24 protein-coding genes and 1 tRNA gene are annotated in these 25,783 nt (G+C 71.3%); 13 read left to right on the top strand and 12 right to left on the bottom strand.

Translation table 11 applies throughout. The features are described from left to right. Position 1: 1 nt before the first annotated feature. The 3 genes from ACTOWY_RS39800 (at position 2) to ACTOWY_RS39790 (ending at position 3,566) form a co-directional block, all read left to right on the top strand. The gene (locus tag ACTOWY_RS39800) at positions 2–808 is read left to right on the top strand and encodes an SAM-dependent methyltransferase (RefSeq protein ID WP_441314773.1); all 807 of its coding nucleotides are present in this window, start codon (positions 2–4) and stop codon (positions 806–808) included. 257 nt (positions 809–1,065) lie between these two features. Continuing rightward, positions 1,066–3,168, top strand: a complete 2,103-nt coding sequence (locus tag ACTOWY_RS39795) for a putative bifunctional diguanylate cyclase/phosphodiesterase (protein WP_441314772.1) — start codon at positions 1,066–1,068, stop codon at positions 3,166–3,168. After that, a complete protein-coding gene (locus ACTOWY_RS39790) occupies positions 3,165–3,566 on the top strand; it encodes an NTP pyrophosphohydrolase (protein ID WP_441314771.1) in 402 nt (133 codons plus the stop codon). Before ACTOWY_RS39795 ends, ACTOWY_RS39790 begins: the two co-directional genes overlap by 4 nt. 81 nt (positions 3,567–3,647) lie before the next feature. On the opposite strand, the gene ACTOWY_RS39785 is transcribed toward ACTOWY_RS39790, so the two are convergent. Both ACTOWY_RS39785 and ACTOWY_RS39780 read right to left on the bottom strand, forming a co-directional pair. Then, a complete protein-coding gene (locus ACTOWY_RS39785; RefSeq protein WP_441314770.1) occupies positions 3,648–5,063 on the bottom strand; it encodes a hypothetical protein in 1,416 nt (471 codons plus the stop codon). Positions 5,064–5,186: 123 nt separating this feature from the next. Beyond that, positions 5,187–5,885 (bottom strand): lysophospholipid acyltransferase family protein, encoded by a 699-nt coding sequence (locus ACTOWY_RS39780; protein ID WP_441314769.1) that lies wholly within the window; start codon positions 5,883–5,885, stop codon positions 5,187–5,189. A 111-nt stretch (positions 5,886–5,996) separates the two neighbouring features. Here ACTOWY_RS39780 and ACTOWY_RS39775 point away from each other — a divergent pair, with 111 nt between their 5' ends. The 4 genes from ACTOWY_RS39775 (at position 5,997) to ACTOWY_RS39760 (ending at position 12,065) form a co-directional block, all read left to right on the top strand. Further along, positions 5,997–6,200, top strand: a complete 204-nt coding sequence (locus ACTOWY_RS39775) for a hypothetical protein (RefSeq protein WP_441314768.1) — start codon at positions 5,997–5,999, stop codon at positions 6,198–6,200. A 63-nt stretch (positions 6,201–6,263) separates the two neighbouring features. Then, on the top strand, positions 6,264–7,142 hold the full coding sequence (locus ACTOWY_RS39770; protein WP_441314767.1) for an ABC transporter ATP-binding protein: 879 nt from the start codon (positions 6,264–6,266) through the stop codon (positions 7,140–7,142). Further along, positions 7,139–8,737, top strand: coding sequence for an ABC transporter permease (locus ACTOWY_RS39765; RefSeq protein WP_441314766.1), 1,599 nt, complete (start codon positions 7,139–7,141; stop codon positions 8,735–8,737). Before ACTOWY_RS39770 ends, ACTOWY_RS39765 begins: the two co-directional genes overlap by 4 nt. Before the next feature lie 121 nt (positions 8,738–8,858). Further along, a complete protein-coding gene (locus ACTOWY_RS39760) occupies positions 8,859–12,065 on the top strand; it encodes a S8 family peptidase (protein WP_441314765.1) in 3,207 nt (1,068 codons plus the stop codon). Here the strand turns inward: ACTOWY_RS39760 and ACTOWY_RS39755 are convergent. The 5 genes from ACTOWY_RS39755 to ACTOWY_RS39735 are packed head-to-tail and all read right to left on the bottom strand — an operon-like array spanning position 12,037 to position 14,538. Further along, entirely contained in the window at positions 12,037–12,567 is a 531-nt protein-coding gene (locus ACTOWY_RS39755) for a hypothetical protein (protein WP_441314764.1), read from the bottom strand. The two genes, ACTOWY_RS39760 and ACTOWY_RS39755, sit on opposite strands and share 29 nt — an antisense overlap. Positions 12,568–12,621: 54 nt before the next feature. After that, positions 12,622–12,762, bottom strand: coding sequence for a hypothetical protein (locus ACTOWY_RS39750; protein WP_441314763.1), 141 nt, complete (start codon positions 12,760–12,762; stop codon positions 12,622–12,624). Beyond that, positions 12,759–13,319: a hypothetical protein gene (locus tag ACTOWY_RS39745; RefSeq protein WP_441314762.1), complete on the bottom strand. Its 561-nt coding sequence runs from the start codon at positions 13,317–13,319 to the stop codon at positions 12,759–12,761. The genes ACTOWY_RS39750 and ACTOWY_RS39745 overlap by 4 nt, the downstream gene beginning before the upstream one ends. Next, positions 13,309–13,797 carry a hypothetical protein gene (locus tag ACTOWY_RS39740; protein ID WP_441314761.1) on the bottom strand — a complete coding sequence of 163 codons (489 nt, stop codon included), beginning with the start codon at positions 13,795–13,797 and terminating at the stop codon, positions 13,309–13,311. The genes ACTOWY_RS39745 and ACTOWY_RS39740 overlap by 11 nt, the downstream gene beginning before the upstream one ends. Positions 13,798–13,824: 27 nt before the next feature. Next, positions 13,825–14,538 carry a hypothetical protein gene (locus ACTOWY_RS39735; protein ID WP_441314760.1) on the bottom strand — a complete coding sequence of 238 codons (714 nt, stop codon included), beginning with the start codon at positions 14,536–14,538 and terminating at the stop codon, positions 13,825–13,827. Between the two features lie 88 nt (positions 14,539–14,626). Here ACTOWY_RS39735 and ACTOWY_RS39730 point away from each other — a divergent pair, with 88 nt between their 5' ends. Continuing rightward, complete coding sequence (locus ACTOWY_RS39730) at positions 14,627–15,118, top strand: MauE/DoxX family redox-associated membrane protein (RefSeq protein WP_441314759.1); 492 nt, start codon at positions 14,627–14,629, stop codon at positions 15,116–15,118. 1 nt (position 15,119) lies between these two features. On the opposite strand, the gene selB is transcribed toward ACTOWY_RS39730, so the two are convergent. The 3 genes from selB to ACTOWY_RS39715 all read right to left on the bottom strand — a co-directional run bounded on the left by selB (position 15,120) and on the right by ACTOWY_RS39715 (position 18,216). Next, positions 15,120–16,820 carry a selenocysteine-specific translation elongation factor gene (selB, locus tag ACTOWY_RS39725; RefSeq protein ID WP_441314758.1) on the bottom strand — a complete coding sequence of 567 codons (1,701 nt, stop codon included), beginning with the start codon at positions 16,818–16,820 and terminating at the stop codon, positions 15,120–15,122. Beyond that, on the bottom strand, positions 16,820–18,106 hold the full coding sequence (gene selA, locus ACTOWY_RS39720; protein WP_441314757.1) for an L-seryl-tRNA(Sec) selenium transferase: 1,287 nt from the start codon (positions 18,104–18,106) through the stop codon (positions 16,820–16,822). The genes selB and selA overlap by 1 nt, the downstream gene beginning before the upstream one ends. A gap of 15 nt (positions 18,107–18,121) precedes the next feature. After that, a tRNA-Sec gene (locus tag ACTOWY_RS39715) sits at positions 18,122–18,216 on the bottom strand. An 84-nt stretch (positions 18,217–18,300) separates the two neighbouring features. On the opposite strand from ACTOWY_RS39715, the gene ACTOWY_RS39710 reads away from it, so the two are divergent. After that, entirely contained in the window at positions 18,301–19,041 is a 741-nt protein-coding gene (locus ACTOWY_RS39710) for a Clp protease N-terminal domain-containing protein (protein WP_441314756.1), read from the top strand. A 1-nt stretch (position 19,042) separates the two neighbouring features. Here the strand turns inward: ACTOWY_RS39710 and ACTOWY_RS39705 are convergent, their stop codons facing one another. After that, positions 19,043–19,429, bottom strand: a complete 387-nt coding sequence (locus ACTOWY_RS39705) for a hypothetical protein (protein ID WP_441314755.1) — start codon at positions 19,427–19,429, stop codon at positions 19,043–19,045. Between the two features lie 386 nt (positions 19,430–19,815). Here ACTOWY_RS39705 and ACTOWY_RS39700 point away from each other — a divergent pair, with 386 nt between their 5' ends. The 3 genes from ACTOWY_RS39700 to ACTOWY_RS39690 all read left to right on the top strand — a co-directional run bounded on the left by ACTOWY_RS39700 (position 19,816) and on the right by ACTOWY_RS39690 (position 23,755). Next, positions 19,816–22,167, top strand: coding sequence for a GH92 family glycosyl hydrolase (locus ACTOWY_RS39700; RefSeq protein WP_441314806.1), 2,352 nt, complete (start codon positions 19,816–19,818; stop codon positions 22,165–22,167). Continuing rightward, positions 22,164–22,784 carry a TetR/AcrR family transcriptional regulator gene (locus tag ACTOWY_RS39695; protein WP_441314754.1) on the top strand — a complete coding sequence of 207 codons (621 nt, stop codon included), beginning with the start codon at positions 22,164–22,166 and terminating at the stop codon, positions 22,782–22,784. The genes ACTOWY_RS39700 and ACTOWY_RS39695 overlap by 4 nt, the downstream gene beginning before the upstream one ends. Before the next feature lie 113 nt (positions 22,785–22,897). Next, on the top strand, positions 22,898–23,755 hold the full coding sequence (locus ACTOWY_RS39690) for an aldo/keto reductase (RefSeq protein WP_441314753.1): 858 nt from the start codon (positions 22,898–22,900) through the stop codon (positions 23,753–23,755). 9 nt (positions 23,756–23,764) lie between these two features. Here ACTOWY_RS39690 and ACTOWY_RS39685 read toward each other — a convergent pair whose 3' ends face one another. Beyond that, entirely contained in the window at positions 23,765–24,868 is a 1,104-nt protein-coding gene (locus ACTOWY_RS39685) for an XdhC family protein (RefSeq protein WP_441314752.1), read from the bottom strand. Positions 24,869–24,942: 74 nt separating this feature from the next. Between ACTOWY_RS39685 and ACTOWY_RS39680 the strand changes: the two genes are divergently transcribed. Beyond that, positions 24,943–25,740, top strand: a complete 798-nt coding sequence (locus tag ACTOWY_RS39680; protein ID WP_441314751.1) for an SDR family oxidoreductase — start codon at positions 24,943–24,945, stop codon at positions 25,738–25,740. The last annotated feature ends 43 nt before the right edge of the window (positions 25,741–25,783 follow it).

The raw sequence follows: 25,783 nt of genomic DNA, 5'->3' as shown, positions 1-25,783 counted from the left end.
CGTGTCGAACGAACTGAGCTGGGTGCCCGACGGGGTCAACATGGAGCTGCCCAGCTCCGCGCGCATCTACGACTACCTGCTGGGCGGCGGCCACAACTTCGAGATGGACCGGACCCTGGCCGACCGGCTGCTCACCGTGGTGCCTGCCAGGGACATGGCCCGGCTCAACCGCGCCTTCCTCGGCCGCTGCACCCAGTTCCTGGTGGACCAGGGCATCCGGCAGTTCCTCGACCTGGGCTCGGGCGTGCCGACGGTGGGCAACGTGCACGAGGTGGCGCAGGCGGCCGCGCCGGACTCGCGGGTGGTCTACGTGGACATCGAGCCGGTCGCGGTGGCGCACAGCGAACTGCTGTTGCAGGACAACCCGAACGCGGCGGCGATCCAGGCCGACCTGCGTGATCCCGAGGCGATCCTGAACCACCCGGAGACCAAGCGGCTGCTGGACTTCAGCCAGCCGGTCGCGCTGCTGCTGGTCGGCGTGCTCCAGTTCATCCCGGACGACTCCGACCCGTGGTCGGTCATCCAGCGCTACCGGGACGCCCTGCCCGCTGGCAGCTACCTGGCCTTCTCCGCCTTCACCTGGGACGGCAACCGGGAGGCGATGACCAAGGCGGTGGAGGTCTTCAAGAACACCCAGGAGCCCATCCACCCGCGCACCAGGGCGGACATCCTGCGCTTCGCCGAGGGCTTCGACCTGGTCGAGCCGGGCCTGGTCTACACGCCGAACTGGCGGCCGGAGACCGAGACGGTGCACCTGGAGGACGTGCGGCACTCCAACCTGTTCGCCGCGGTGGGCCGCAAGGTCTAGGTATACGGCCGGGCGGACGCCCAGGTCCATCCTGCCGGGTGACTCATTGGGCCATCCGGGTACCGATCGGGCGATGATGGGGCCGCCCCCGGGCTCGCCGCCCTGCCCGCGCGGGGAACGGCGCAATATGGTGGTGGGATTCGGATCGCGGGTTCGCGCCGGGTCCCGCCACCGCCCCGAGAACTCGACGAGGTGTCCACCGTGCCGCTGCCACCGCCGGTCGCCCTGGCTGGCGCCGCCGTGGCCGGGGAACGGCGGTGAACCGGGCGGAGCTGGCCGCGAGCTGGCAGACCGAGATCACCCGGACCGTCTACGTGCCGCTGACCGAGGCGGAGATCGGCGAGTACCTGCTGGACCTGGTGCACGAGCTGGTCGAGGAGCTGCGCGCCCCGGCTGGCGGGGTCAGCGCGGCGACCGAGGCCGGGCAGCGGCTGGTCAGCGGGCAGTTCACGCACCAGGAGAGCCTGGTCTGCACCATGCGGGTGCTGGGCGCTGGCCTGCCCGCGCTGGCCGAGCTGGCCGGGCGGCCCGAACTGCCCCAGCGGGTGGTCCTGGCCCTGGGCGCGCTCGCCGCCGGGTTCGCCGAGGCGATCCGGCAGCGCACCTTCGAGCAGCAGGAGGATGTCAAGCAGGCGTTGTTGCGGGCCAAGGACAACGCCGAGCGGGCCATGCGCGGCAGCGAGGCGCGGCTGCGCGAGGTGTTCACCAGTTCGGTGGTGGGCATCGCGATCACCGAGCTGGACGGCACGTTCATCAACTTCAACCAGGCGCTGTGCGGGATCCTCGACCAGGAACCGGCGGAACTGCGCGGGCGCACGCTGACCGACTTCGTGCACCCGGACACCGCGGCCGAGGTGGCCCGCGCCTACGACGGGTTGTTCGCGGGCAGGCAGGAGCGGTTCCGGGTGCTGGCCCGGCTGCGCAAGGGCGAGGAGGAGACCGGGTTCGCCTACCTCGCGGTGTCCCTGCTGCGCGATGAGCGGGGCTCGCCGACGAGTTGCGTGACCATGGTCGAGGACGTCACCGAGCTGAAACTGGTGCAGGACCGGTTGCACCACCAGGCTTTGCACGACCGGCTGACCGGGCTGGCGAACCGGCAGTTCTTCCTGTCCCGGCTGGAATCCGTGCTCGGCCGGATCGAGCCGAGCACCGGGATGAGCCTGTACCACCTGGACATCGACGGCTTCGGAATGATCAACAGTGGCCTGGGGCACGAGGTCGGCGACCAGGTGCTGCAACTGGTCGCGGCCAAGCTGAAGATGCTGGTGGACAAGGAGAAGGCCCTCGTAGCCCGGTTCGGCGGGGACGAGTTCGCGATCCTGATCGAGCACACCGCGGGCACCCCGGACGTGGCCACCATGGCCGCCCGGATCAACGAGGAACTCGGCGAACCGGTCTACCTGACCGAACGCGGGGTGGCGGTCTCGGCCAGCATCGGCGTGGTGCAGCAGCAGGCCGGGCGGATCAAACCGGTGGAGCTGCTGCGGTCCGCGGCAGGCACCCTGCGCCGGGTCAAGGCCTCCGGCAGGCGGCAGTGGGGACTGCACGACCCGGACGCGGACCGGCGGGACCGGGAATGGTTCGCGCTGGCCGCGACCATGCCCGGCGCGTGGGAGAACGGCGAGCTTCGCCTGCGCTACCAACCGGTCCGGCAGCTTTCCGACGACCGGCTGGCCGGGGTGGAGGTGCTGCTGCACTGGCTGCACCCGGACCGCGGCGAGATCGGGCACGACGACTGCGTGCGCCTGGCCGGGGAAACCGGCCTGACCATCCTGATCGGACAGTGGATGCTGCGCACCGCGTGCGAGCAGGTCCGGTTGTGGCAGCAGGAGTTCCAGGCCCCGGTGCCGCCGATCGGGCTGCGGCTGGGCAAGAGCCAGGCGGCCGATCCGGACCTGGTGGGCGATGTCCGCAAGGTCCTCGACGGCTGCGGTCTGGGTCCCGACCAGCTCTGGCTGGGGATGCCCGCATCGGCCCTGCTCGCTGGGTTCGGCGAGGTCGAGGACAACGTGGAAACCCTGGCGGGCATGGGCATCCCGGTGTTGCTGGACGAGTTCCGCGGCGGCACCGACGAACTCACCCTGCTCGACGAACTCGCGGTCAGCTCGGTCCGCCTCTCCGCCAGCCTGGTGCGCCGCCTTGGCCAGCCCTGCCCACCCACCCTGCTCACCGAAGCCGTCCGCAACCTGGTCCCCCTGGTGCACCGGCTGGAGGCCGCGGTCCTGATGGACGGCATCACCACCGCCGAACACGCCGCCCGCTGCCGAAGCCTGGGCGCGGACCTGGCCCAGGGCGCCTACTTCGGGCAGCCTGGCCCGCCCGCGGAGATGTCGGCCCTGCTGGCCCGGAGTGTCTCGTGAGCGGCCTGGTGATCGTGGACGCGGCCAACGTGGTCGGCTCGGTCCCCGACGGCTGGTGGCGGGACCGGGCCGGCGCCACCACCCGCCTGCTGGACCGGCTGAACCCGTTGCCGGAGCAGGGTTTGCCGCCGGGCTCCGGGGTGCCGGAGTGGGCCAGCGGGCCGGTGGAGGTGGTCCTGGTGGTGGAGGGCAAGGCTTCCCGGGTACGCGAGACCGGCGCGGTGCGGGTGGTCGCCGCGCCAGGGTCGGGCGATGACGCGATCGTGGCGCTGGTGCGGGAGGCCGACCGGCCGTGTCTGGTGGTGACCGCGGACCGGGGGTTGCGGGAGCGGGTGCTGGCGCTGGGGGCCCTGGTCACCGGGCCGAGCACGGTGCGGCCGGAGGCGGGCGGGCGCTGACCCACAACGCCGAGTTGGCCCAACCGGTACGCCGAGTTGGCCCAACTGCCTGTGCCAGTTGGGCCAACTCGGCGGGGTTGGTCAGCGGTGGGCCAGGCGCAGGCCGGATTCGATGCTCGCGCCCAGGTTCTCCGTCTCCGCCAAGGACCTGCGCAGTGCGGCGGCATGCTCCCGCGCCGCCGCCCGCAGGCCCTCATCGACCAGTTCCGCCGCACCGCGCGCGGTGTCCGTGCTCGCGTTCAGCTCCTGCCAGTACGACACCAGCTGCGCGCCCAGGGTCAGGTCCTCGGGCAGGCTGGTGGGGGCGGGCAGCGGCCAGGCGAGGTCGGCCGCGGTGGCCGGGTTGGTGACCGTGGCCAGCAGCCCCAGTGCGGTGCGGCCGACATCGGCCGCCGGGTTGCCGAAGGCCATCCGCACCACCGGGTGATTGCTCAGCCACCACAACATCCGGGCCTGCGCCTGCTGCCGTGTGCGGGCCGGGGCCAGCCAGAGGGTCAGGTTGACGTAGTACTCGGCCATCCGGGCGGCCACGGTGGGTTCGCTGACGAAGCCGAACAGGTTGAGGTTGAAGTAGTGGTGCCAGGTGGAGTCGGCCACGATCCGGCCCACGCCCGCCGCGTGCCCGTCGTAGGTGGCGAGCACGCCGTAGACCGAGCCGTTGCGCTTGTCGGTGCCGCGGGCCACGATCTCCGGTTTCGGCTGCCCGAACGGGCCGCTGGGCCACACCTCGGCGGGATAGTTCTCCGGGATCAGCAGCTGGCCCTCGTGCATGTGGTCCGGGAACACGGTGATCGGCCCGTTCTTGCCGCTGAACACCGGGTGCGGGCGGTTGAACGGCCGGTACCGCTTGAGGATCAGCTCCTGTGGGAAGCCGTCGGCGTCCATCGGGATCGGGTTGTTGATGTCGCTGCCCCGGCCGTCCGGCTGGTGGGTGTTGTGGCTGAACTGGATGCTGGAGTCCGGCAGGCCCTCCCACACCCGCATCTCCCCGGCCCTCGGCACCCGGTGCGCGATGGCCCGGCCCAGGTTCAGCAGCTCGTCCAGGGCCGGGTCGGCGCCGGGCGGCTTCGGGTTGGAGTGGTCGCCGCAGATCAGCACCCCGCCGCCGGCGTCCATCCAGGCGCGCAGCGCGGCGACTTCGGGATCGGTCAGCTCGTTGGCCGGCATGCCCTGCGCGGGCAGGTCGCAGGGCATGATGCCGAAGAACCAGATCTGGTCGTAGCCGGCCAGCAACTCGGGCGTCAGCTTGTCGCTGGCGTGGCCCTTTCCGTGCCGCTGCACCAGATCGAAGCGGATGTCGGTGTGGAAGGGCGCGTTCTTCTCCAGCAGGTCGCGCAGGATGCCGACGCCGAACCCGGCCACGTTGTTGAGCTGCACGAGGCTGGCCTCGTCGGTGTAGGCCAGGATCCGCAGCACCGGTTTGGCCGCGTACAACCCGGCCAGCCGGTCACCGGGTCCGGGCTGGGTCATCGAACCCAGGATGACGTTGTCAGACATGGTGATTCCCCCATGGACGGTAGGATGCATCGCCCCCTGCGATGCGCACCGCCCACGTCCAGATATACCGAAACTCCGGCGCCCGCGGGGATCAAGAACCCCTAGGGGCGACCCTGGTTTCGCTCAGGCGGCCTGCCCGGTCTGCGGCAGTCCGGGCGGCGTCTCCCCGCGCAGCACGGCCAGCAGTTCCTGCAACTTCAGCAGGACCAGGTCGGTGACCTCCTGCAGCAGTTCCTTGTCCACCGGCCGGGCCCGGAAGGCGGACAGGTCAAGGGGTTCGCCGATCAGGTACTCGACGGTCTTGCGCGGCAACGGGCGGAACCGGCCCTTGCTGAGGATGGCCTTGGTGCCCCAGCGCACGATCGGGATGATCGGCACGTCGTTGGACAGCGCGAGCCGCACCGCGCCGGTCCGGCCGAGCACCGGCCAGCCGTCCGGATCGTGGGTGAGCGTGCCCTCCGGGTAGATCACCACCACCCGGTCCTTCTCCAGCGCGGTGTCCGCCGCGCGCAGGCTGTCCCCGGCCGCCGAAGTGCCGCGGTAGACCGGGATCTGGTCGGTGGCCCGGAACGCGCTGCCGACCAGGGGCAGCCGCCACAGGCTGTGCTTGGCCAGGAATCGCGGCACCCGGCCCTTGCGATGCACGAACACCGCGTCGAACACCGGGTCCAGCAGCGAGGGGTGGTTCATGATCAGCAACGCCGGACCCTCGGCGGGGATCGCGCCGCCGGTGACCTTGCGCCGGGCCAGCAGCCAGGTCACCGGATACAAGATCGTCGCGGTCAGTCCGACCCAGAACCCGCCGCGTTCCCTGCGCCTCATGCCTCCACAGTAGGTTGCCGCCATTCGTGATCCACCGTTTGCCGTCTGTCTCACCCGAGGACTGTCCGATTAGCGTGATATGTCCGGTTCATCGGATGATTGGGGCAGGGGATGCGCAAGATCGTGCTCGGGGGAGTGCTGGTGGCCGTGTCGATCGCCGGGTCCGCGGCGCACGCGAGTCCGCTGGTGTCGGTGGGGGATGTCGTTGTCGCGCCGCACATCCAGACCGGTGACATCGACCTGCTGGAGGATGTGCTGGAGTACGTCAACATCGGGATCCTGGGCCGGGCGTCCTCGGTGGTCTCGGAAGGATGAGCTGCGCGTCTTTACGCGTTTCGTACGTTCACAAGTTTGTGAAGAGTGTGTAGCTTCTGTGTCGTGACTTCAGTGATCGAGGTGTCCGGCCTGGTCAAGAGCTTTGGTCGGACGCGTGCGCTGGACGGGCTCGACCTCGCCGTGGCTGCGGGGGAGGTGCACGGCTTCCTCGGACCCAACGGCGCGGGCAAGTCGACGGCCATCCGGGTGCTGCTCGGGCTGATCCGCGCGGACGCGGGGCGGGCCAAGCTGTTCGGCGGCGACCCCTGGCGGGAGGCCACCACGCTGCACCGGCGGCTGGCCTACGTGCCCGGCGACGTCACCCTGTGGCCCAACCTCACCGGCGGGGAGGCCATCGACCTGCTCGGCCGGTTGCGCGGCGGGCTGGATCCCGCGCGCCGGGCCGAGCTGCTGGACCGGTTCGAGCTGGATCCTCGGGTGCGTGGGCGGGCCTACTCCAAGGGCAACCGGCAGAAGGTGGCCCTGGTCGCCGCGTTCGCCGCCGACGTGGACCTGCTGATCCTGGACGAGCCGACCTCGGGGCTGGATCCGTTGATGGAGGCGGTGTTCCAGCAGTGCGTGGCCGAGGAACGCGATCGCGGCCGCACCATCCTGCTGTCCAGCCACATCCTCTCCGAGGTGGAGACGCTGTGCGACCGGGTCAGCATCGTGCGGGCCGGTCGCACCGTGGAGACCGGCACCCTCGCCGAGCTGCGGCACCTCACCCGCACCTCGATCACCGCCGAGCTGACCGGTCCCGCGCCGGAACTGCCCGGCGTGCACGAGCTGAGCATCGAGGGCAATCGGCTGCGCTGCCAGGTCGAACCCGATCAGCTCGGCCCGGTGCTGGGCAGGCTCGCGCAGGCCGGGATCAGCGCGCTGGCCAGTCATCCGCCGACCCTGGAGGAGCTGTTCCTGCGGCACTACGAGGCGGGCCGATGACCGGCGCCGGCCTGCTGTTCCGCCTGTTCCTGCGCCGCGACCGGCTGCTGCTGCCCGGCTGGACCGGCCTGATCACGCTGCTGGTGATCGGCACCGCCGTGCAGTACGCGGGCCTGTTCCCCACCGCGGACCTGCAACGGGCCTTCCTCACCGAGGTCACTGGCAACGCCGCGCTGAGCGCCTTCACCGGGCAGGCGCACGGCAGCGGACTGGCCGCGCTGACCGGGTGGAAGATCAGCGACATCGCCTACGCGCTGACCTCGCTGATGGCGATCCTGATCACCGTCCGGCACACCCGCGCCGAGGAAGAGTCCGGCCGCGCCGAACTCCTGGGCGCCGGGGTGCTCGGCCGCCACGCGGTGCTCGCCGCGGCCCTGCTGCTCACCTGGACCGCCGCGCTCGGCACCGGGCTGCTGGTGACCGTCGGCCTGCTGATCATGGGATTCGCCCTGGTCAACGCGGTCGCGTTCGGGCTCGCGGTGGCCGCGCCCGGACTGGTCTTCGCCGCACTGGCCGCGCTCACCGCCCAGCTCACCCCACGCGCCCGCACCGCCACCGCGCTGGCCGCCACCGGCTTCGGCCTGGCCTACCTGCTGCGTTTCCTCGCCGACGGCAGCGGCGTGCGGTGGCTGCGCTGGTTCAGCCCCACCGGCTGGAGTCACCTCCTGGAACCCACCGGCGACCCGCGCTGGGCCGTGCTGCTGCTGCCGCTGACCGCCACCGTGCTGCTCACCGCGCTGGCCGCGAACCTGGTGTCCCGCCGCGACCTCGGCGCCGGGGTGCTGCCCACGCGCACCGGACCGGCGGTCGCCGCAGCCGGCCTCAGCTCGGCGTTCGGGCTGGCCTGGCGGTTGCACCGGGGTCAGTTGCTGGGCTGGACCGCCGGGTTCGCCGTGGCCGGGGCGGCCACCGCCGCGGTGGCCAAGGGCATGCCGGAGATCGCCGGGCGCGGCGGACCGGCCATCCAGGAGTTCTTCCGGCGCTACGCCGCCAGCCCCGACGCGGGCATCGCCGACACCTACCTGTGGCTGATCATGCTCAGCCTGGGCGGGGTGGCCGCGCTGTACCCGATGCTGGTCACGCTGCGACTGCGCGGCGAGGAGGCGGACGGGCGGGCCGAGCTGACCCTGTCCACCACGGTCGGCCGGACCCGCTGGGCATTGAGTCACCTCGCCTTCGCGCTGCTGGGCACCGCGAGCATGCTGCTGGCCGGTGGCCTGACCGCGGCCACCGTGCACACACTGTCCACTTCGGACGGTGCACAGTTCGGCCGGGTGCTGCTGGGCGCGCTGGTGCAGGTCCCGGCGGCCTGGACGATCGGCGCGGTCGCGGTGCTGGCCTTCGGTTTCCTGCCCCGTGCGGCGGCGGCCATCTCCTGGACGGTGTGGCTGCTGGTCAACCTGGTCGGCGAGCAGCTCGGTCCGGTGCTGGGCGTGGACTACTGGCTGGCCAACCAGATCGTGCCCTTCCACCACATCCCGAAGGTGCTTTCCGGCGGCGAGTTCGCCACAGTTCCGCTACTGGCCTTGACGGCGGTGACCTTGCTACTGGCCGGATCCGGGCTGCTCGGACTGCGCCGCCGCGATCTGGGCTGAACCCGCCGACCGGGTGAGGCCGTCACCTGCCTGGCGGCTACACCCCTTGCGCCAACCCGGTGATACTCCGCCAGTGTCCTGGAACTCCGACCGCCGAACAGGTGGTGTCCACTTCGTCCGAATGGCCGCACTGGTACTGGTAGCCGCGTTGCTGCCGGTGGGTGAACCGGCCATGGCCGCCCCGGCCGCGCCGTCGGTGGCCACAAAGGACAGTCGGACCGTGACGCTGGTCACCGGCGACCGGGTGCTGCTGAACACCGCCAGGGACGGCGCGGTCACCGTGCTGGTGCAGCCCGCGCCCGGCCGGGAACGGCTGGGTTTCGTGCGCGAGACCAGCACCGGCAAGGACGGGGCGCACCACCGGGTGGTGCCCGCGGACGCGGTCCCGCTGCTCAACGAGGGCCGCCTGGACCCACGCCTGTTCGACGTCACCGCACTGGCCGCGCAACGGAGTGCGGACACCCCGCTCATCCTCACCGGCGCCCGCGCGGCCAGTCCCGTTGGCGCGAAAGCCGTGCGCGCGCTGCCCGCCATCAACGGCGCGGCCGTGCGCGGGCAGGGCACGGAGTTCTGGAACTGGGTGCGCGGCAGGCCGGCCGGACTGGCCAAGGTGTGGCTGGACGGGGTCGCCAAACCCACCCTGGCCACCAGCGTGCCGCAGGTCGGCGCACCCGCGGCCTGGCAGCGCGGACTCACCGGCGCGGGCGTCACCATCGGCCTGCTCGACTCCGGTGTGGACGGCACCCACCCCGACCTGGCCGGGAAACTCCTGGCACAGCAGGACTTCACCGGCACCCTGCCGCAGGGCGGCGACGACCTCGGTCACGGCACGCACGTGGCCGGGATCATCGCCTCGGCCGACAGCCGGTACCGCGGTGTCGCCCCGGACGCGAAACTGGTCAGCGGCAAGGTGTGCGTGTCCTTCGGTTGCCCGGACTCGATGGTCATCGCCGGGATGGAGTGGATCGCGCCCCGGGCCAAGGTGGTCAACCTCAGCCTCGGCGGCGACACCACCGACGGCGCCGACCCGGTGTCGGTGGCGCTGAACACGTTGAGCGCCAAGCACGGCACCCTGTTCGTGGTCGCCTCGGGCAACGACCGTTCCCTCGACCCGCCGGACCCCATGGCCGGGGTCACCGCACCCGCCGCGGCCGATGCCGCGCTCGCGGTCGGCAGCGTCACCGCCGAGGACAAGCCCAGCCCGTTCACCAGCCACGGCCCCCGCTTCGGCGACCACGCGGTCAAACCCGATCTGGCCGCCCCCGGCAGCGGCATCGTCTCCGCCAGGGTTCCCGGCACCCCCACCGGCGACGCCGAGCCGGTGGGCGAGCGGCACGCCAGGGCCAGCGGCACCTCGATGGCCGCCCCGCACGTCACCGGCGCGGCCGCACTGCTGCTGCAACAGCATCCACAGTGGACGGTCGACCGGCTCAAGCCGCAGCTGATGAGCAGCGCCAAGCCCACCGCCGGAGTATTCGAGCAGGGTGCCGGGCGGGTGGACGTGGACCGAGCGATCAGCCAGCCGGTGTGGAGCAGCGGCAGCCTGAGCTTCGGGTTCCTGAACTACCGGCAGTCCGCGGCCAAGACCGTCCGCTACCACAACGACGGCGTCACCCCGGTCACGCTGACCCTGGCGCTGGAACAGAATCCGGCATTCTTGTTGTCCGCCAAGCAGATCACCGTGCCCGCCGGGGGCAGCGCCGAGGTGACGGTCACCGCCCGCTCCAACGGGGCGGCCGGTCCGCAGTCCACCCGGCTCACCGCCACCGCGCCCGGGATCGCCGTGCGCACCGCGATCGGCGCGGTCCTCGAACCGGAGAGCTACCAGCTGACGCTGAAGATCCGCAGTCGCGGTGGCCAGTTCGCCGCCGCGCTGGCCCAGGCCGTGCACACCGGCACCGGCGCGGTCACCGGCCCGCGCTTCGACGCCACCGGCACCGCCGTGCTGCGGCTGCCCAAGGGCCGCTACGACCTCAACGCCCTCGACCTGGCCGCGAACTGGACCGTGGTGACCCTGTTGTCCCGCACCAACCTCACCCTCGACCGTGACACCGAACTGACCCTGGACGGGACCACCGCGACACCGGTCCGGGCCACCCTCGACCGCCCGGACGCCCGGCACCAGTTCGGCGAGTTCGGCCTGGTGTCGGGGGAGCGGACCGGCGTCCGCACCTCGACCCTGACCTGGAACTCCGGTCCAGGCCAGCAGTTGTTCGCCGCCGCGACCCCCGGCACGGTCACCGACCACGTCTACGCCTACTTCCAGCGCGCCACCTACGGCCCGTCCCACCCGGCCGACGGCCCCACCCCGTACCTCTACCACCTGGCCTTCCTGGAACGCGGCCGCATCCCGGCCACCCTGGACCGCCGCATCCGCGACCACGAACTGGCCAGAGTGGACAGTCGCTACCACGACCAGGGCGCGCCCACCTCCGGGCTGCGCGCCGACTACGCCCGGCTGCCGGTCCCCGGCACCACCATCGGCGTGTTCGCCCCCTACCTGTACACCTTGCCAGCCAAGCGGATCGAGTACTTCACCGCGCATCCGGACGTCAGCTGGCAGCAGTTGCTCGGCGTGCGACTGGCCGACGGCTCCGATGTCGAACTGCACTGGGTGGTCCGCACCCTGCGCCCAGGGCGCAGCACGGCCGCCTGGAACCGGGCCCCGCTCGGCCCGGCCTTCGGCGACCCCGAACACGGCTGGGGCACCCAGCGCACCGGCGACCGGCTCAGCGTCGGCGTGCCGCTGTTGTCCGGCAACGATCCGGTGCTGGTCACCGAACCACCGCAGGCGGGCATGACCGGCCGCACCACGCTGTCCAGGGACGGCCAGGACCTGGGCGCCGCCGACACGGCAGGCTCGGGCGTGTTCACCGTGCCGACCACCGCGGGCCGCTACACCGTGCACACCACCGCGACCCGCAGTGTGCCCTGGTCCGTGCTCGGCACCCGCGCCGACGTGCGCTGGACCTTCCAGGACTCCGGTGTGGCCGGGAAAGCGTTGCCACTGCTGGTGATCCGCGCCACCGGGCAGGTCGATGAGCACAACCGGGCCCCGGCCGGACTGCCCTACCTGCTGCACCTCACCGCACACCACCAGCCCGGCGCCCCGGCCGCGCCGCTGACCGCGCTGTCCGCCGAGGTCTCCTACGACGACGGCGCGACCTGGGCCAGAGCCCCGGTGCTGCGCTTCGGCAACAGCGGCTACACCCTGCTCAACCACCCACCCGGCAACGGTTTCGCCACGCTCCGGCTGGCCGCCACCGACGCCGGGGGCAACTCGGTCACCCAGACCGTGTTCAGGGCCTACGCACTGACGGATCGCTGAGCAGCAACACCAGCAACGCCACACCGAAGGCGCACCACAGCAGCAGGGTCAGGACGCGGCGATGGCCGGTCCACGCCGCGTCCCAGGCCCCGCTCTCGCCGTAGCGCAGGTTCGCCGTGGTCATCAACGCCCGCCCCAGGCCAAAACCCAGTCCGGCGCACAACGCGGCCGGGAAGGAAGCCGTGCACAGCACCGCGACCGCGGCCACATAAGGCAATCCACTCGGCAGGTAGGTGCGCGCACCGGTGCCCATCTCCAGTCCGAACTGCAACGGCCCGAGGTGCCTGCCCAGCCGGAACACTGTCTCCGGCACCAGCCGCCGGTTCTCCGGCAGGGTGATCCGCAGTAGCCCGGACTCCTTGCCCAGCACCACTATCAGCATCAGCCCGACCAGCAGCCAGGGCACGGGCGGAGGCAGCGGAGCCCGCACCAACGAGCCCACCACCACCAGTACGGTCGCGGTGACCACGCCGCCACCCAGGAGTCCCAGGCAGAAGGCCACCGCCGAAGTGCCTCGCCAGACCGGCGAGCCCAGCACCAGCGCTGAGTTCCTGCTTCAGGTGGAGCCGCTGGTGGCGAACCCGGCTGCGGCACCCATGGCCAGCCAGCCCGCGAGCACCGGCAAACCCGTTGCGGCGGCGGCGAAGGCGAGTACGGCGAGGGCTCCCGCCAGCGGATGCCAGCGGCGCCGGATCACTGGACCAAGGCCCGGCAGATCGTCAGGTAGGTCTGTCCATTGTGGCCTGGTCCCCAGTACGTCGAGTGGCCGTCAGAGCAGCGCCACACCTTGCCGTCCGGGGTGGTCCACTTCCACGAGTTCTTCATGGTGGAGGTGCCGCAGGAGGTGGACATGGGCACGTGCTGGCTTTGCACCGCGCCGTTCTGGTAGGTGCCGTATTTGTGCCAGCCTGCCTCGCAGTACACTGAGCCGCGCCAGTAGCCGGAGAGGCAGGCGGGGTAGGTGTTGACGTAGGCGCCGGTGGTGTCACCCACCTCGGCGTAACCGGTGGGATAGGCGTCCTTGCAGTCGTTGCGGTCCCAGCCGGACAGGCCGTACGGACCGGTCTCCGCGGCGGCCGGTCGCGCGCCGAACAGGTTGAGCGCGCTCGCGCCCACCGTCACCGCGCCCAGGGCGATCGCCTTGAACAGGGTGCGGCGGCTGCCGGTGAAGTCCAGGCGCCGCAACGCCGTGGTCGGTTTCGCGTCCGCCGGGGCCTGATCGACGGCGGGGATGTCGTTGAGGTCAAGCGGCATCGGCGTGCCCCCGCACCACGATCTGCTGCCATTCGGCCAGCACCATGTCGACCTCGGCCACCCGCACCGGCAGGTGCACCCGTTCGGCCCGGCCGGAGCCGTCCACCAGCATCAGCACCGGCGGCGACAGGTGCGAGACCGCGCGCCACACCTCGGGGTCGCTGACGATCTCCAGTTGACCGGACACCCTGGCCCACAACGCTTCCGGCTCGTGGGTGAGCAGCACCGAGCCGGGCGAGACGGCCAGCAGCCGCTCCAGCACGGCCAGACAGAGCGGGCAGCCGGAGTCCGCGGCCAGCACGATCCGCCGCCCGCGTCCGGTGAACCGCGGCCCGAGCAGCAGCTCTGGGGGCGCGGCCGCGAAGGCGTCCGGACTGCGCCGGACCTCGTTGCGCAGCAACCGGATCTCCCGCAGCACCGCGGCGAGTCCGAGGAACAGCACCAGGATCGCGACCCAGGTGATGATGTTGAAAGCCATGGCCGGTGACATCGGCGGGTACCCGTCTCAGTTCGCGTCGTGCCAGACGACGTTGATCTCGTTCAACCAGTCGAGCCGTTGCCGTTCGGAGGTAACGGTGGTGTCGCTGAGGTGCACCTCAGCCGTGCCCGCCGGGCAGCCCAGCACAAACGCGTGATCACTGGCCCGCGCCGAGCCTTCCGCGCCAGGGTAGGGCGTTTTCCACACCTCGCCGTGCCGGGTGCGGGCCCCGGCGAACCGCGGGGTGACCGCGGCGGCCTGGCCAGGCCCGGGAATGGACAGTGAACCGTGATCGCGCACGGCGAGCATGAGCTGCTCGTGCATCAGGTCCAGCATGGTGGCCGTGCGGGGCCGCACGATCATCCCGTCCATGGTGTCCTTGACCCGCAACGAGTTGAACAGCGCGAACACCGCGTCCCGGTGCGGCGCGGGTCCGGAGTAGACGGTCATCAGCTCGTGGTAGACACCGAACAGGGTGGCCAGCGAGGACTGTCCGTCGACCGCTTCGGCGACCACGACCTCCCTGCCGTGCACCAGGAATCGCTCCCGTTGCCGCATCGGCGCGACCTCGGTGACCGCGAACTCGTGGTAACCGCGCGGGCCGATCTGGAAGCCGGTGCCGTACACGCCACCGGCGAACCGGACACCGGCGGCGACACTGGACACCGGGGTGTGCGCGGGCAGCGTGACGCTCACCCGGCGCCCGCTGGGCGCGGTCAGCGTCAACTGCTGGGTGGCCATACCTTTCCTCTCACCAGGGCTGGTCCATGAAACACGGCGGGGGAGACGATCAACAGCCGTCATTCGGGTGTCCGGCTACCCTCTTCGAGTGCTCTCCGCCGTGCTCAACGCCGCTGCGCTCGGCGCCGCACTGCTCCTGTTGGTAGCCGGACTCGGCCACCTGCGCGAACGCCGCCTGTTCCTGGCCACGCTCCGTGCCCAGCGCCTGCTGCCGGCGCGGCTGCACGTGCCGGTGTCCTTGCTCACGCCCGCGACCGAACTCCCGGCCGGAGCGCTCACCGCCAGCACCGTGCTGCTGCCCGCACTGCCGCGTCCGCTGCTGCTCCCGCAGGCGACCCTCTACCTGGCCTTCACCGGCTATCTGGTGATCCTGGTGCGCACCAGGCCCGGCACACCCTGCGGCTGTTTCAACGCACGATCCCCGGCCACCTGGGCCACGGTGCTGCGCGCCGCACTGGCCGCGGTCGCGACGCTGGCGGCCACGTTCGCGCCACCGGTGCCCGGCCCCTGGCTGCTGCCCGTGCTGGCCGCCGGGGTGTTGCTGGCGCTGACCGCCTGGCTGGCGCCCAGCCTGCGCTGAGTCAGCGCAGTCGCCGGGTCGAGTCCGCCAGCCGCTCGGTGATCCCGCGCCGGTCCAGCAACTCCAGCAACGGCACCGCGACCCGGCGGCTGGTGTCCAGGGCCTGCCGCGCCTGGCTCAGCGTGAACGGCGGCGTCAGTCCGGCCAACACCTGACCGGCCCGCGCCACCGCGTCCGGCAACAGCACCACGCCCTCCGCGATCCGCACCAGTCGCCCGGCCCGCACCGCCGCCGCCACTTCCTTGCCACCCAGGCCCAACTCGGCCAACCGCCCGGAATCCGGGGCGGCGAACGGGTTCTCGGTCAGCCCAGCCGTGAGTGTGGCCAGTGCCTGCTCGATCCGCGTGGGCAACGCCACCGCCCCCACTCGCCCTGCCTCGACGCTCAGCCCCGCTGCCTGGAGCAACGGCGTGATCAGCGCGGCATCGGGCAGTTCCAGGCGCTGCCGCAGCACCTCGGCGGGCATGCCCGGTTCCAGCGGATGGGCCCGCTGCCAGGACTCGACTTCCCCTGACACAGCCCGGATCAGCCCGGCCCAGTGCGTGGGATCGGCGTGCCAGTCACCGATCACCGCTGTCGGCTCCCGCAGCCCGGCTGCCCGTAGTTCCGCGGATCGGGCGAAACCCTTGGTGCGCAAGTGGATGACTAGGGGGTCGCCGGTCAGTTCGGCCGCCCTGGCGGTGGCCGCGCCCCGGCGGCGCAACGGTCGCGGGCCGAGGTCGGCGACCGTCGCCCCGCCCAGTACCTCGCCCCGCCCGGGATCCCTGAGCAGCACCCGATCCCCGATCCGCAGGGGCAGCGGCCGGGCCAGTGTCAGCCGGGCTCCGACTGTCCCCAATGGACGGACGTGCGCTGGTACCGCCGCCGATCCCACGTGCACCACCAGTTCCCTGGGCAACTCGGCCGTCACCAGGACATCGACCACCGTCGAGGTGAGCCAGCGGCCGGGGGTTAGCAACGCGTCCCCGCGGATCAGCGCGGTGCGGTCGATCCCGCGCAGGTTGACCGCGATCCGGGCCACCGCGGACACCGATTCCGCCTGCCGTCCCAGGGTGTGCAGCCCGCGCACGCGCAGGATCTCGCCGGTGGAGGCGAGCTGGAGTTCCGCGCCCTTGCCGATCGAGCCCGCCGCCAGCGTTCCGGTGACGACCGTGCCCGCGCCGCCCACGGTGAACGAGCGATCCAGCCACAGCCGCACATCCGCCGCCGGTTCGGGATCCGGCAGCCGGTCGACCAGCGCGAGGATCGCGGCCCGCAACTCGTCCAAACCCTGCCCGGTCTTCCCGCTGACCACGACGTGTGGCACGTCGCCGAGGTGCTGTTTCGCCTGGGACAGCGCGGGTTCCGGGTCGGCCAGGTCCGCGCGGGTGATCACCAGCAGCAGGTGCCGGACGTCGAGTGCGCGCAGGGCGGCGAGGTGTTCGGCGGACTGCGGTTTCCAGCCCTCATCCGCCGCGACCACGAACAGCGCCGCGGGCACCGGCCCGATCCCGGCCAGCATGTTCGGCACGAACCGCTGATGCCCCGGCACGTCCACGAACGCGATCTCTCTGCCGGACAAAGTGGTCCAGGCAAAGCCCAGGTCGATGGTCAGGCCACGGCGGCGTTCCTCGGCCCAGCGGTCCGGTTCCATCCCGGTCAGCAGCCGGACCAGGGTGGACTTGCCGTGGTCCACGTGCCCGGCGGTGGCCACCACCCGCATCAGCGCGGCACCGCCAGCACCGCCGCCAGTAGCGCCGGATCCTGTTGTGGCGCAACGGTCCGCAGGTCGAGCAGGCAACGTCCGCGTTCCACCCGTCCCACCACCGCCAGCGCCCGCAGAGTCGCCGCGTACCGCTCGGGCAGACTGACCGCGGCACTCGGCAGCTCCACCCCCGGCGCGCCCCCGCCACCGACCGCGGCGGTGCTCTCCGTTGCCACCGCGTCGATTCCGGCTTCGGTCAGTGCGGCCGCGAGGTGCTTCGCACGGGCCAGCAGTTCGGCCTGATCGGCGGCAAGTGCCTGTGCCACCGGGGTTTCCGGGCCACGCAGGGTGGCTTCCAGGGCAGCCAGGGTAAGTTTGTCCACCCGCAGCGCGCGGGCCGCCGGATGCCTGCGCAACCGCTCGATGACCTCCGCCGCGCCGAGTAGCAGCCCGGCCTGCGGTCCGCCCAGCAGCTTGTCCCCGCTCGCGGTCACCAGGGTCGCCCCGGCCCGCAACACGGTGGCGGCGTCGGGTTCCGCGGGCAGCAGCGGATGCGGGCGGAGCAGGCCGGAACCGATGTCCACCACCACCGGCACCCCCAGCCCCACCAGCTCCGCGGTGTCCACAGTGGAGGTGAACCCGGTGACCTGGAAGTTGGACGGGTGCACCTTGAGGATGAACCCGGTCTCCGGCCCGACGGCCTCGGCGTAGTCACGCGGGTGCACCCGGTTGGTGGTGCCGATCTCGTGCAACCGGGCGCCGGTGCTGCGCAACAGCTCCGGGATGCGGAAGCCGTCGCCGATCTCCACCAGCTCGCCGCGGCTGATCACGATCTCCCGCCCGGCGGCCATGGCCAGCGCGCACAGCAGCAGGGCCGCGGCGTTGTTGTTGACCACGTGCACGCCACCCGCCTCGGGCACCGCGGCGGCCAGCGCGGCCAGCGCGGCCCGGCCGCGGCGCGCGCGGGCACCGGTGACCAGGTCGAACTCCACATCGGTCGGCCCGGCCGCCGCGGTGATCGCGGTGATCGCGGCGGCGGAGAGCGGGGCGCGGCCGAGGTTGGTGTGCACCAGCACGCCGGTCGCGTTGAGCACCGGGCGCAGGCTGCTCGCGGTCCTCGGCAACGCGGCCAGGGCGTGCGCGGCCACCTCGCCGGGGCGGATCTGCCCGGATCGGGCCAGGTCCTGGGCGTGCGTGATGGCGGCCTTCACCGTGTCCCGGCCGAGGATGTGCGCGGCGGCGGCCAGTTCAGGGTCGGCCAGCAGGGCGTCGGTGCGCGGGATGTGCCGGCGGGGATCGGTCATCGGGGGAGTCCTCGGTGGCGGAGGCGGACGGGAATCGAACCCGCCAGCGACAGGTGCTGCCGCTCAGCGGTGTTGAAGACCGCGCCGGTCACCAGGCCGGATACGCCTCCCTGAGCCACCCGTCCATCTTGACAGAGCCGCCGATCGTCAACCCAAGGTTGACGGCTTGGAATCGTCAACCTAGAGTTGACGACATGGAGAACGTACCTCGGCTCGACGAATTCATCAGCATCGTGCGCGGGATGTCCGCCGTGCGGAACCAGGACCCCGACCGCGACGCCCTGCACCAGTTGGAGGACGCGGTGGTGCTCGGCGAGCGCCTCGGCGAACTCGCCGACCACCTCATCGGCCACTTCGTGGACCAGGCCCGCCGCTCCGGCGCCTCCTGGACCGAGATCGGCCGCAGCATGGGCGTGACCAAACAGGCCGCGCAGAAGCGATTCGTGCCGAAGGAAGGCGGCGAGACCTTGGACCTGAGCATGTTCAGCCGATTCACCGACCGCGCGCGCAAGGTGGTGGTCGCCTCGCAGGAGGAAGCCCGCACCGCGCGCAGCGGCAAGGGCACCCCCGAACACCTGGTGCTCGGCCTGCTCAGCGAGCCGGATGGCCTGGCGGTCAAGGCATTGCTGGCCCAGGGCGTCACCGCGGACCAGGTGCGCGCGGCGGTCACCGTGATGCTGCCGGACCCGGTCGAGGAGGTGACCGAACAGGTCCCGTTCACGCCCGCCGCGATCAAGGTGCTCGAACTGACCGGCCGGGTCGCGCTGCGCCTGGGCCACAACTACATCGGCACCGAACACATCCTGCTGGGCATCCTCGACGAGCAGGACTCGCCAGGAGCCCAGGCACTGTTCGGCCTGGGCATCACCACCGAGGCCACCGAGACCTGGACCGTGGCCGAACTGGAGAAGATCATCAAGCGGACCCGCGGCTGAGTCAGAACACCGCCCGCACCAGGCCAAGGTCAAAGACGATGTCCGCCAGGAACAACACCAGCGGCAACCCCGCCGCGACCAGCCAGTACGGCCGCTGCGGCACCGCGGTCCAGCGCACGATCAGCTTGTTGGCCAAGAACCACACCGGCAGGAACACCACCCAGCACAACCCGGCCATGAGCACCACCAGGTCAATCCCGTCCCGAGCCTCGAACCCGGAGTAATCCCCCAGCCGGAAACCAATCGCGGACACCAGCAACCGGGTGAACACCAGCGGAAAGAACGCGAAAATCCCCAACCCCAGGTTCACCACAACCCCGGCAACCCACCCAAGGCCCGCCGCCCGCCGCCCTGCCGGACCACCCTGCCCCGCCACAACCTCAGCCACCACAGCTCCCAGCAAGATCAAGCGCGGCCCTCGGCCCCCCGATTTCCAGCGTACCGCCGCCCACCGACACCCCCGATCCCCGCGAGTGTTGGCCGATCTCGTACGCCGAGTTGGCCGTTCCGGACGCCGAGTTGGCGGTTGTGGACGCCGAGTTGGGCCAACTGGTACGCCGGTTTGGCTCAAGTGGGCGTACCGGTTGGCTCAAGTGGTACGGGGTGCGGATCGGGTCGCCGATTCGCGAACAGAGTTGTACGACAACGGCCAACGAGGCGTACCGGAACGGCCAACGCACCGTACGACAACGGCCAACGCACCGTACGAGAACGGCCAACACTCGGGTGGGGGTGAGGGTGGGGTGGGTGGCCGATGGTGGACAGGGGGCGGGGGTGGGGTTGGGGGTGTGGGAGGGTCGGCGGGTGGTGTGGTGGCGTGGGGTTGTGGTTGGGCTGGTTGGGGTTCTGCTCGCGGGTGGGGTGGGGGAGGCTCGGGAGCGAGGGTGGGTTGGGGAGCTTGCGGGGGTTGTTGATCCGTTGATCGGGTCGGCTCGGGATGGGAACACTTTTCCGGGGGCACAGCGGCCGTTTGGGATGATCGCGTGGAGTCCGACCAGCACCCGGGGTGATCAGACCGGGACTGGGGCGGCCAATGGATATTCCTATGACGTGACCCGGGTGCGGGGGTTCTCGTTGACGCATGTCAACGGGGCCGGGTGCAATCCGGGGGCGGCGGGGGATGTGCCGATCTTTCCGCATGCGGGGGCGATGGCCGGGTCGCCGAGTGCGGATGTCACCGATTCCGTGTACGCCAGTGATTTCTCGCATGCGGATGAGGTGGCGCGGCCGGGTCGGTACTCGGTTGGGCTGGCTTCCGGGGCACGGGCCGATCTCGCGGTCACCGACCGGGCCGGGATCGCCGACTTCGCCTTCCCCGCGGGCAAACCGGCGAACTTGCTCTTCCGCACCTCCAACTCGCTCAACGGTAGCGAGGATGCCGACATCCGGCTGGATCCGGCCGGGCGGCGGGTCACCGGATCCGTGCTCACCGGCGCGTTCTGCGGGCGGCGGGCCAATGGTGGGGTCAACAACCGCAAGAGTTACTACCGGCTGCACTTCACCGCCGAGTTCGACCAGCCGGTGATCGGCACCGGGGTGTGGCGGGACGGCACGATCACGCCGGGCGGGACCGAGATCAGTGGCGGCGAGGGTTACGCGACTGGGGCGGATCGGGCGGGGCGGGGGTCCGGTGGGTATCTGAGCTTCGCGCCGGGCAGTTCGGTGCGGATGCGGATCGGTATCTCCTACGTTGATCTGCCTGGTGCGGAAGGGAATCTGCGGCGGGAGATCCGGGGCTCGGACACCGTGGACAGCGTGGCGCGGGACGGTTTCCGGGCCTGGGACCGGGAACTGCGGCGGATCCGGATCGCGGGTGGCAGTGCGGATCAGCGGACCGTGTTCTACACCGCGCTCTACCATGCTTTCCAGCAACCCAATCTGGTGTCCGATGTGGACGGTCGCTACCTCGGTATGGACCGGCGGGTGCACCGGCTCGCCGCGGGGCAGGACGCGCAGTACGGGAACTTCTCCGGGTGGGACCAGTACCGGGCGCAGATCCAGTTGCTGGCGTTGCTGCAACCCCGGGTGGCCGGGAACTTCGCGCAGTCGCTGTACAACTACGCCCGCCAGAACGACGGTGTGTGGGACCGGTGGGTGCACGTCAACGGCGCCACCCACGTGATGACCGGTGACCCCTCCGCCGCCACCCTGGCCACCTTCCACGCCATGGGCGTGCGCGACTTCGACGCCGCCGGTGCGTTCGACTCGCTCTACCGGCAGGCCACCGTGCCCCGCCCGGAGGGCCTCCTGGACGCGGGCTGTCCCGGCCAATGTGTTGGGCAACGGCCGAATCTGGCACAATATGTCCAATCCCGGTACAGCGCGCACGACGTCTGCCACTGCTGGGGCGGCGCGGCGGAAACCCTGGAAGCCTCGGTCGCCGACGACGCGCTCAGCCGGTGGGCGGCACAACTGGGGCGGGACAAGGAAGCCGCCGAACTGCGGCAGCGCGGAACCTACTGGCGCAACGTGTTCAACCCCGCCACCGGCTACATCCAGGCCCGCAGGCTCGACGGGTCCTGGCTCGGCCCGTTCGACCCGGCCAGTCAACAGGGGTTCGCCCAGGGCAGTGCGGCCACCTACGTGTGGATGGTGCCGCAAGATGTCAGCGGACTCGCCGAAGCCATGGGCGGCAAGGACATCGCGCTGCGGCGGCTGGACGAGTTCTTCCAGCCCGGCGGCGGACCGCTGCGCTACGACCCCACCAACGAGCCCGGCATCCACGCGCCCTGGCTGTACAACGAACTCGGCCGGCCGTGGAAAACCCAGGAAACCGTGCGGCGGCTGGTGGACACCGCCTACCGCACCGGACCCGGCGGCCTGCCCGGCAACGACGACCTCGGCACCATGTCCGCCTGGTACGTCTTCGGCGCGCTCGGCCTGTTCCCGCGCACCCCGGGCAGCGCCGAACTCCTGCTCGCCACCCCGCTGTTCCCGCGCACCCTCATCGCCCCGGACGGCCGCCCGCCGACGCTGATCGACACCGGCGGCAGCGGCCAGTACCTCCAGTCGGTCACCGTCGACGGGCGGGTGCACCGGGACTGGAAACTCGGCGCCCTGCCCACCTGGCTGAAAGTCCAGTTGAGCGGCATCCCCAACCAGGCTGTGGTACCCACAGGACCGTGACCGAGCAGAAAACCGGACCCGCCACCCTGCGGCCGCGCAGCCAGCGGGCCAGGGCGGCGGTGCTCAAGGCCGCCACCGAACTGATGCGGGAACCCGGACCCGAGCTGACCGTGGACGCCATCGCCACTCGCTCCGGGGTGAGCAAGGCGACCATCTACAAGCACTGGCCCAACAAGACCGCGGTGGCCATCGAGGCCTTCGCCGAGCACATGGCCACCCAGGTGGCACTGCCCGATACCGGCTCCGCCCACACTGACCTGCGCGAACTCGTGCGCTCGGTGTTCGCCTTCTACAGCTCCGCCGACGGGCAGACCTTCGCCGGGCTGATCGCGGGCGTGCACGGCGACGAGACCGGCAAGCGGATGTTCGTCGAACGCTTCCTGCACAGCCGCCGCGAAGGCGTGCGCACGGTGTGGGCCCGCGGCGTGGACCGGGGCGAACTGCGGGCCGACGTGGACGTCGAGGTGGCCATCGACCTGCTCTTCGGCCCGGCCATCTTCCGGCTGATGACCGGCCACGACACCGTCGGCCCCGACTTCGCCGACGCCGTGACCGACGCCGCCTTGCGTGGCCTCGCCACCCGCGGCGGCCCCCGCGCGGCTGCGACTGGGGGCTGACTACGTGGCCCGGGTGGAGGGAAAACTGGCGAACATGGAACAGGAACCGGCCCGCTGGCGTTCGTTGGCAATGTCCACCGGATACGACTCCAACTGAAGCAGGGATCTCAGCAGTGACAGAGAACTTCCTCGGCGGCCGGTTCGAGCTGGGTGGCGACCTCCCGGTCGGCAGGCTCGGCTACGGCGCCATGCAGATCACCGGACCCGGCGTCTGGGACTGGCCTGCCGACCGCGAAGGCGCACTGGCCGTGCTCCGCCGCGCCGTCGAGCTGGGCGTCACCTTCATCGACACCGCCGACTCCTACGGCCCCCTGGTCAGCGAACTGCTGATCGCCGAAGCCCTGCACCCGTATCGCGACGACCTGGTGATCGCCACCAAGGCGGGCTTCACCCGCCAGGGCCCCGGCCAGTGGGCCATCACCGGCCGCCCGGAGTACCTGACCCAGCAGGTCGAACTGAGCCTGCGCCACCTGCGCCTGGACCACATCGACCTGATCCAGCTGCACCGCATCGACCCGGCCGTGCCACTGGCCGACCAGCTCGGCGCGTTCGTGGAACTGCGCGAGGCGGGCAAGGTCAAGCACATCGGCCTGTCCGAGGTCAGCGTGGCCGAGCTGGAGCAGGCGCGGAAGATCACCCCGATCGTCAGCGTGCAGAACCGCTACAACCTCACCGACCGCGCCAGCGAGGCCCTGCTGGACCACGCCACCCAGGAGAACATCGCGTTCATCCCCTGGTACCCCATCGCCACCGGCGACCTGACCAAGCCGGACAGCCCGGTCGCGGCGGTGGCCGGGGAACTCGGCGCCACCCCCGCCCAGGTCGCGCTGGCCTGGCTGCTCCGCCGCTCCCCGGTGGTGCTGCCCATCCCGGGCACCAAGTCGGTGGCGCACCTGGAGGACAACCTCGGCGGGGCCGGGGTGACGCTGTCCGACGAGCAGTTCGCGGCCCTGTCCAAGCTGGCCGACTGAGGCTGCTTTCTAGGGTTGCGGCCGGTGGATCGGGTTGTCCGTCTCGGCGAGACGGCGGCCCGATCCACCCCAGGTCAACGAGATGATCTCGGCCGCGATCGACACCGCGGTCTCCTCCGGCGTGCGCGCGCCCAGGTCCAGGCCGATCGGGGAGGACAGGCGGGACAGTTCGGATTCGGTCAAACCCAGTTCCCGCAACCGGGTCAGGCGGTCCTCGTGGGTGCGGCGGCTGCCCATCGCGCCGATGTAGGCGGCGTTGCCGCGCAGGGCCAGTTCCAGTAGCGGGACGTCGAATTTCGGGTCGTGGGTGAGCACGCAGATGGCGGTGCGTTCGTCGACCGTGGTCTCCGCGAGGTACTTGTGCGGCCACATCACCACGAGTTCGTCCGCCTCGGGAAAGCGTTTGGCGGTGGCGAAAACCGGGCGGGCGTCGCAGACGGTGACGTGGTAGCCGAGGAACTTGCCGATGCGGGCCACCGCGCCTGCGAAGTCGATGGCGCCGAAGACCAGCATCCGGGGTGGCGGGGCGAAGGACTCGACGAAGATGGACAGGTCGTCGCCGCGTTGTTCGCCGTCGGCGCCGATGTGCAGGAAACCGGTGCTGCCCAAGGCGAGCATGCCGCGGGCGTGGTCGCGGACGGCCTCGTTCAGGCGGGGTGAGCCGAGGGCGCCCGCGGTGTCCTCCGGGGTGATCCGCAGATGCCTGCCGGGGGCGGGGGCGCCGTCGAGCAGGGTGGCGATGGCCACCGGGGTGCTCGACTGGATGGACTCGGCCAGGGCCGGGAACTCGGGGTAGCTCTGCGGCGTTACCGGCTGGACGAAGACCTGGAGGGTGCCGCCGCAGGTCAGGCCGACCGCGAAGGCGTCGTCGTCGCTGACGCCGAAACTGGCCAGTTCCGGCACGCCGGTGCGCAGGACCTCCTGGGCCAGCTCGTACACCGCGCCCTCCACACAGCCGCCGGACACGCTGCCCAGCGCCTCGCCCGCCGCGCTCACCGCCATCACCGCACCGGGTTGCCGGGGCGCGGACCGCCACGTGCGCACCACCGTGGCCAGGGCGAACGGCTGCCCCTCGCGGTACCAGGCGAGCAGTGGGGCGATCAGTTCGCGCATCGGCCCATTGTGCGCCGGGGGAGGTCAAGAAGTTGTATTTGACTAGACGGTCCAGAATGGGCATTGTGGACCGCATGGTCCATAACGTTGCGAGTCAGGACGGCCTGTCGGGTAAGCGGGTCGTCGTCACCGGGGGCACCAAGGGGATTGGCGCGGGCATCGCCGCGCGGCTGGCCGGGGCGGGCGCCTCGGTGCTGGTCGCGGCCCGGTCCGCGCCGGAAGGGGAGCTGCCCGCGAATGTGCGGTTCGTCAAGGCTGATCTGTCCACCGAGTCCGGGGTGGCCGGGCTGGCCGCGGAGGCGCTGGAGATCCTCGGCGGGGTCGACGTGATCGTGGACAACGCCGGTGGCGCGGCGCCGTCCACGCTCGGCGTCGCCGACCTGACCGAGGAGCACTGGAACGACGCCTACCAGCTCAACGTGCTGGCCGCGGTGCGGCTGGACCGGGCGCTGCTGCCCGGCATGCTGGAGCGGGGCAGCGGTGTGATCATCCACATCAGCTCGATCGCCGCCCTGCGCGCGGAGTCCTCGCTGGCCCACTACGGCGCGGCCAAGGCAGCCCTCAACGTCTACAGCAAATCGCTGGCCACCGAGGTCGCCCCGCGCGGGGTGCGGGTCAACCGGGTCGCCCCCGGACTGATCCAGACCGAGGCGGTGGACAACTTCATCCAGCACATCCAGGACAGCCAGGGCCTGGACAAGGACGCCGCGGTGGGCGTGCTCCATGACCTGGTCGGCGGCATCCCCGCCGGGCGTGCCGGTCAGCCCGCGGACATCGCCAACGTGGTCGCGTTCCTGGCCTCCGATCAGGCCGCGTGGATCGTCGGCGCGGAGTTCCGGATCGACGGCGGCAGCGTCCGGCAGGTCAACTGAGATCAGGGGGAGCTGACCGCGGAACCCGGTGCGGGGCAACGGG

The organism is Crossiella sp. CA198 (assembly GCF_052078295.1).
Taxonomy (GTDB): domain Bacteria; phylum Actinomycetota; class Actinomycetes; order Mycobacteriales; family Pseudonocardiaceae; genus Crossiella.
The sequence above is the reverse complement of the archived record's forward strand: the minus strand, read 5'-3'. Positions and strand labels throughout refer to the sequence as shown.

Coding starts and splice junctions, on each gene's coding strand:
- ACTOWY_RS39735 (WP_441314760.1), bottom strand. CDS start 14,538: ATGGCCACCCAGCAGTTGACGCTGACCGCGCCCAGCGGGCGCCGGGTG.
- ACTOWY_RS39765 (WP_441314766.1), top strand. CDS start 7,139: ATGACCGGCGCCGGCCTGCTGTTCCGCCTGTTCCTGCGCCGCGACCGG.
- ACTOWY_RS39740 (WP_441314761.1), bottom strand. CDS start 13,797: ATGGCTTTCAACATCATCACCTGGGTCGCGATCCTGGTGCTGTTCCTC.
- ACTOWY_RS39780 (WP_441314769.1), bottom strand. CDS start 5,885: ATGAGGCGCAGGGAACGCGGCGGGTTCTGGGTCGGACTGACCGCGACG.
- ACTOWY_RS39775 (WP_441314768.1), top strand. CDS start 5,997: ATGCGCAAGATCGTGCTCGGGGGAGTGCTGGTGGCCGTGTCGATCGCC.
- ACTOWY_RS39745 (WP_441314762.1), bottom strand. CDS start 13,319: ATGCCGCTTGACCTCAACGACATCCCCGCCGTCGATCAGGCCCCGGCG.
- ACTOWY_RS39760 (WP_441314765.1), top strand. CDS start 8,859: ATGGCCGCACTGGTACTGGTAGCCGCGTTGCTGCCGGTGGGTGAACCG.
- selA (WP_441314757.1), bottom strand. CDS start 18,106: ATGACCGATCCCCGCCGGCACATCCCGCGCACCGACGCCCTGCTGGCC.
- ACTOWY_RS39680 (WP_441314751.1), top strand. CDS start 24,943: ATGGTCCATAACGTTGCGAGTCAGGACGGCCTGTCGGGTAAGCGGGTC.
- selB (WP_441314758.1), bottom strand. CDS start 16,820: ATGCGGGTGGTGGCCACCGCCGGGCACGTGGACCACGGCAAGTCCACC.
- ACTOWY_RS39710 (WP_441314756.1), top strand. CDS start 18,301: ATGGAGAACGTACCTCGGCTCGACGAATTCATCAGCATCGTGCGCGGG.
- ACTOWY_RS39785 (WP_441314770.1), bottom strand. CDS start 5,063: ATGTCTGACAACGTCATCCTGGGTTCGATGACCCAGCCCGGACCCGGT.
- ACTOWY_RS39685 (WP_441314752.1), bottom strand. CDS start 24,868: ATGCGCGAACTGATCGCCCCACTGCTCGCCTGGTACCGCGAGGGGCAG.